The sequence below is a fragment of the Geminocystis sp. GBBB08 genome, from assembly GCF_016743215.1.
Classification (GTDB): domain Bacteria; phylum Cyanobacteriota; class Cyanobacteriia; order Cyanobacteriales; family Cyanobacteriaceae; genus Geminocystis.
The window spans coordinates 21,932-28,496 of record NZ_VRZC01000035.1 but is presented as its reverse complement, the minus strand read 5'-3'; the positions used below and the strand labels follow the sequence as shown (position 1 = coordinate 28,496).

The window sequence follows — 6,565 nt, the reverse complement described above, 5'->3', positions numbered from 1 at the left end:
GTACTGGTGTAACCAACAACTTTTCCTGTTTGACGATAAATATGAGCTAATAATCGGGTGGTAGTCGTTTTACCGTTTGTACCTGTCACCGCTAGGATAGGGATACGACTAGATTTTTGATTAGGGAAAAGCATATCTAACACAGGAGCCGCTACGTTACGAGGTAAACCCTTACTAGGTGCAACGTGCATCCGAAATCCAGGAGCTGCATTTACTTCCACAATTACCCCATCTACTTCTTTTAAGGGCTTCGTAATATCAGCAGTAACTACATCAATCCCCGCAATATCTAAACCGATAATTTTGGCAACCCTTTCCGCTATCCATATATTTTCAGGATGTATTTCATCAGTGCGATCAATAGCAATACCACCAGTACTCAAGTTAGCAGTAGCTCTTAAATAAGCTATTTCCCCCTCTTTTAACACTGTATCCATCTCAAAACCCTGTTTTTTCAGCACCCCTAAAGAAGTGCGATCAATGCTAATTTTAGTTAAGACATTATCATGACCATCACCTCGATCAGGATGATCATTGGTTTCCTGAATTAAGTCCTCAATGGTAGAATATCCGTTACCTCTCACATGAGCAGGAATTCTTTCCGACACAGCTACAAGTTTACCGTTAATAATTAAGATACGATGATCATTGCCTTTATAGTACCTTTCCACAATTACCGCTCTAGTTTTAGACGCGGCATTAGCTATTTCATAAGCGTCTTCTGCCTCTTGGTAACTATTAATGTCAATGGTGATGCCTCTACCATGATTCCCGTCTAAAGGTTTAAGTACGATAGGATAACCCCCTACATCAGCGATGGCATCTGCTAATTCATCTAAATAGTAAATAACAGTGCCTTTGGGTACAGGAACACCTGCTTCGGCTAAAGTAGTTTTAGTACCTTCTTTATCACAGGCTAATTCTACCGGCAAAATACCAGTTTTACTACTCAAAGTGGCTTGAATACGTTGTTGATTTGCTCCGTAACCTAATTGTACCATTGCCCTAGCACTAAGCAACATCCAAGGTATTTGTCTAGCTTCAGCTTCTTTCACAATGGTTTCAGTCGAAGGACCTAATGCGGAATTAGCTCGTAAATCTTTTAAATCTGCTAAATCTTGAGCTAATTCTTCTAGGGCATATTCTCCTTTTGTTATTAATGAATTACATAACCTTACGGCAGCTCTACCTGCATATCTTCCCGCTTCTTCATAAACATACTCAAAAACCACGTTATAAACCCCAGCAGTAGAAGTTTCTCTCGTACGTCCAAAACCTACCTGCATTCCTGCTAGTTCTTGTAATTCGAGGGCGATATGTTCAATAATATGCCCCATATAGGTTCCTTCTTTTACCCGTTCCAAAAATCCACCACGATGATCTCTGGAACAAAAATGTTCAATGAGGGATGGTAATATTTTCACTAAACCTTCATAAAATCCAGGTATTGAATTGGATGGTTTTTCCGCTACATCTTCTAAATCAAGACGCATTTGGATCAATTTTTGTCTTTTAATGCTCCAATAATTTGGCCCACGCAAGGTTTGTGTTTTCAGGATTTTCATGGTTTATTCGCTTTTAGAGGGTATTGTGTTTGAGAAAAAGAGGCATTTTCTAGTTTCTCGTTTTTATTCTTAATTTAACTGTTCAATTTGAACATTTTTCTATTTTTTTAGGTTACTTTCTTTCTTCAAAATTGCTCATTTTGTTTTAGAGATAAATGTCAAATCTTTATTTATTTAATGATTCCAGCTATTGGTTGATGAGTTTTACGATTATAGCGATCGCCATATCCAAGAATGTGTACTCTTAAGTTATGTAAAGCAAGAGGTTGTTCCGCCGTTACTCTACCTTGATTAGTGTAACTCATTCCCTGACCATCGACGATCGTCACCGTACCTTTCCCAATAACTTCAATATATTCATCTTTATAAAAAACGGCACAAGTATCTTCATCAATACCGATACCTAATCTTTCAGGATGATTAGATAAAGCACTCAATAACCTTGCCATGCGGTTACGATTATGAAAGTGTTGATCTACAATTACTTCAGGAATAATACCTAATCCCATAGCCATATCTACCAAAGCACGATTAGGAGATTCACCACTACTACCACCAGCGATCATATGATGTCCCATCACTGCTGCCCCGGCACTTGTACCACCTAAAGTTATTTCTCCTAGTTTCACCCGTTGACGGATTCTTTCCATTAAAGGCGTATCAGCTAATAAACCGCAGAGTCTAAGTTGATCTCCCCCTGTCATGAAAATACCTGTACATTTTTCTACATATTCTTGATACTCTTTATCTTCTCCTTGAATACGATCTCTTACATCTAGTACTTTTAAATCCTTTGCTCCCATTTCTTGAAAAATACTTACATAGCGATCTCCGATAATAGTAGGTTCACGGGAAGCAGAAGGAATAATTCCGATAATTGCATCTGTACCACCAGCACAATGCCAAAAACTGTGTAAAATTTCTTTACCATGTACTTTATCTTCTGCACCTCCTATCACGAGGATTGAACTTCTCTGATATTCCTTCATGTTATTTTAGATAATTTCCTACTTAGACTAAGTTTTAATATATTTAAGTTTACCGTAATTAGCTATTATCCTTATCAATATTATCTTCTTTCTGTGATTTCACCATTTAAAAATAGATGTTTTTGATGGCGATCATGAAATGGTGCAGAAGGTACTGTGTGCGATCGGTTTTTATGGATATTGATGACGATATTAAAAAAATCTCAGGAATGTAACAATCTGTTATAATTTTTCATAATCTAAACAATAAAATTTAACAAATTGACAAAGGGAGATAATTTAATGGCAGGTTTATTTGGTTTATTTGGCAAAAAAAATAATAACGTAGAAGATAGTTATTTCTTAAACCCAGATGATGCAAAGACTTTTGGCGATATTGATTATATGCGCACGGCTAAAACCACTAGGAGAACTTTTCCTAAAGTCCAAGGCGGAAAAGGTGCAGAATTAATTCAAGAAGTTTCTTCAGAAAAAATGACCAAGAAAAATTCTAATGAAGCTATAAAGCCCAAATCTAGCTCTAGTAATTTCAGTGACCCTAATTCTTCCTTTACACCTCAAGAAAATCGCAAAACTGATACTAATATGAATATGTTTCGTGATATGGCGAAAAAAATCAAAAAATAAGATTCTTTTTACCCTTAAAAGTTAATCAGTAATAGGTAATCAGGCATTGCTGAAAAAGTTGGTGAGGTTAGGGAATAGGGAATGGGCAATTAACAATTAACAATTTATTTGGGCAATGATGCTCAATTTCCTTATTCTAAATTCTTCTGGCAATAGGCATTTTCCAACCAGTTCCAAATGCACGATCAGTTATTTTAAGTCCTGGAGGAGCTTGTTTTCGTTTAAATTCAGCACGTTCAACTAATTTTATTACTTTTTTAATAATCTCTAAATCATGGCCAGCATTTTTTATTTCTCTTAAAGATTGATGTTTATTAATATAACGCTCTAAAATATCATCTAAAATTTCGTAAGGTGGTAAAGAATCTTCGTCTTTTTGATTCGGTTTTAATTCTGCACTAGGAGGTTTAATTAAAATATTATTAGGAATTATTTCTTTATTTCTATTAATCCATTTACATAATTTAAAAACTTTTGTTTTCGGCACATCAGCTATCACTGCTAAACCGCCATTCATGTCACCGTAAAGGGTACAATACCCTACAGCCATCTCTGATTTATTTCCTGTTGATAATAATAAATAACCAAATTTGTTGGCGATCGCCATTAATAAAGTACCTCTAATTCTCGATTGTAAATTCTCTTCAGCAATGCCAAATTCTGTATTTTTAAACAGAGGATTTAATAATAAATCAAAGCTATTCATTACTTGTTGAATGGGAATTTTTTCGCTTTTTATACCTAAATTTTCAACTAATTTTTCTCCATCAATAACTGAATGTTTTGAACTATAAGGAGAAGGCATTAATACCCCAAAAACATTATCTTTACCTAAAGCATCAAGGGCGATAGTAGCGACTAAAGCCGAATCAATACCACCACTTAAACCTAAAATTGCTTTATTAAAACCACATTTATTGGCATAATCTTTGACTCCTAACACTAAGGCTTGATAAATTTCCTCTTCTTCTGAGATAATTAAATTATTAACTAAACTAGGTAATAAATCTTGATTTTTTTGCTCAAAATTTAGATAAATTAATTCAGATTTATAAGGTTTACATCGATTAATAATATTTCCTTTTTTATTAAAAGCACAACTATAACCATCAAAAATTAAATCATCATTTCCTCCTACTTGATTAACGTAAATAATTGGTTTTTTATATTTATTAACAAGATAGGTTAACATTTCTTCTCTCAGTTTTTGTTTGCCGACAATATAAGGAGAAGCTGATAAGTTAATAATTAAATCTACACCATGATTAACTAAGTCTTGAAGAGGATTAATTTTATAGCTTTTTTTACCCCAAAATTGCTCATCATTCCATAAATCTTCACAAATTGTTATTCCTATTTTTACTCCCTCTAAATTAAAATAGTTAACTTTATCTCCTGCACTAAAATAACGATCTTCTTCAAATACATCATAAGTAGGTAATAGTCTTTTATTAAATGTTTCCTGAATTTTACCATTATGAATTAAAGCAACGCTATTATACAGAGGTTTTTTCCCCTCTTGATGGGCTGAAAAATTAAATGTAACTGTGCCTATTAAAATGTAAATTTCTGGAGGAATAGTTTCTGCTAATCTTTGTAATTCTTCTGCCATAGCAGTAATAAAACTTTGATTTAAAAGTAAGTCTTTAGGGGGATAACCGCAAAGAGATAATTCAGGTGTTAATAATAATTTTGTCTTTTCTTTAATGGCTAATTCTGCTTGTTTTTTTATCATTTCAGCGTTATTTTTTATATCTCCAATAATGGGATTTATTTGAGCGATCGCAATTTTCATAATTTGTTGATCAAATATCCTAAATTTATTTATAATAATACACGTTTATTTTTTTTGATATATTTAAAGTCAATTAATCCTTAAAATTAATAGGGATATAGCAATCCTAAATGATTCGTGGCAAAATCAACATCAAAAATTTGGATGCAGGGGGTTTAAACCCCTTATTAAACTGAGATTTTAACATTTTCTACTATTTTTAAATATCCCACAACTGATTTAGTAATGCTATAGTATGTTGGTTTCTATAAATATCATTATTTTTTGGTAAATAGATAAAATCCTTTAATATTTTCGTTTTCATCTTGATCGAATTTTTATTAGACATCTCCAATAATTAAAAATAAAATCAATTCTTATAAAGTAATAATCAATTGAAAATAGTTTTTCTCTGCTCCCTGTTCCCTAAATTCTATCAATGTCTATTGTATAAATATCAAAATTTCTCTAAAAAAAAATGTGGGCAATGCCCACCCTACTAAATTATATAGCAATTTTCACATAAGCGAGGTATGGGCAAAGGGATCGCCGCCTCTTGTTATCAAGATTTATAGAGACCTTACCATAATGAAAAACGCTATAATTGATTGAGAATTTCTTGATCGAGGCTAAAATCTATTTCTATTTTGTCTCTTCCTGATGGTAAATAATCATTTTCAAAAGCTTCTTTTAATCCTGATATTAAATCATACTTTGGTTGCCAATTTAGATCTTTTTGTGCTTTAGAAATGTCTGTAAAAAAATGTTGTACTCTGATAGGAAATGCTTTTCTTTTTCCTAAATTAAACTTTTTAGGATCATAATATTTTATCTCTATTTCTGATGGATTTTTACCTATGGCTTCGCCACAAGAATGAGCTAATCCCGTCAAAGTAACATAGCGATCGCCAGAAACATTGTATATTTGTCCTATAGCCTTAGAATTACCTAAAACTTTACTCATCGCCATTGCTAAATCTTCTACATGACCAAATTGAGTAAAATGTAAACCACCTGAAGGTATTAAAATTGGTAAATTGCGTACTAATCGATCAAAAAACCATGATTCTAAATCATTATAATTCCTTGAACCATAAATATAAACAGGACGAATAGAAGTAAAAGGAATATCCTGATTTTTAAGATACTCTTCCGTTTCATATTTTCCTTTGTGGCGACTTTGTGGGTCCAGAGGATCATCTTCACGGTGAGGCATTTGTTCTGATGGTAAATAAACCCCTGCCGAACTAACATAAATAAAGTGGGAAATCTGATCTTTGAATAATTCTACCAAAGGTTCAGTATCACTCAATTCTCGTCCATTATTGTCGAAAATAGCATCAAATTTTTCTTTTTTTAATTTCTCTTGTAATAATGATTTATCTTTGCGATCACCATGAATTTGCCTAACTCCTTTTATGGGTGCTGGGTTATTACCACGATTAAACAAAACTACTTCATGACCTTGAGCAACGAGAATTTTAGTGAGGGAAACGCCAATAAAACGAGTTCCACCCATGATAAGAATACGCATATATTAATTAGTTGAGCAAATATTATTTCTATTTTCAAAATTATAATATTTTGTGTCATGATTGATAATCGATCAG

General features: G+C 32.9%; 5 protein-coding genes. 1 reads left to right on the top strand and 4 read right to left on the bottom strand.

Annotated elements, in window-relative coordinates; translation table 11 throughout:
- On the bottom strand, positions 1 to 1,565 hold a 1,565-nt coding region (gene cphA, locus FWJ34_RS06825; protein WP_308254576.1), incomplete at its 3' end, for a cyanophycin synthetase.
- A gap of 170 nt (positions 1,566 to 1,735) precedes the next feature.
- Complete coding sequence (locus FWJ34_RS06820; protein ID WP_308254575.1) at positions 1,736 to 2,554, bottom strand: cyanophycinase; 819 nt, start codon at positions 2,552 to 2,554, stop codon at positions 1,736 to 1,738.
- 282 nt (positions 2,555 to 2,836) lie between these two features.
- Here FWJ34_RS06820 and FWJ34_RS06815 point away from each other — a divergent pair, with 282 nt between their 5' ends.
- A complete protein-coding gene (locus FWJ34_RS06815) occupies positions 2,837 to 3,181 on the top strand; it encodes a hypothetical protein (RefSeq protein WP_308254574.1) in 345 nt (114 codons plus the stop codon).
- A 136-nt stretch (positions 3,182 to 3,317) separates the two neighbouring features.
- Here FWJ34_RS06815 and FWJ34_RS06810 read toward each other — a convergent pair whose 3' ends face one another.
- Both FWJ34_RS06810 and FWJ34_RS06805 read right to left on the bottom strand, forming a co-directional pair.
- A complete protein-coding gene (locus FWJ34_RS06810) occupies positions 3,318 to 4,976 on the bottom strand; it encodes an NAD+ synthase (protein ID WP_308254573.1) in 1,659 nt (552 codons plus the stop codon).
- A gap of 577 nt (positions 4,977 to 5,553) precedes the next feature.
- Positions 5,554 to 6,489, bottom strand: coding sequence for an NAD-dependent epimerase/dehydratase family protein (locus FWJ34_RS06805; RefSeq protein WP_308254572.1), 936 nt, complete (start codon positions 6,487 to 6,489; stop codon positions 5,554 to 5,556).
- Between the last annotated feature and the right edge of the window lie 76 nt (positions 6,490 to 6,565).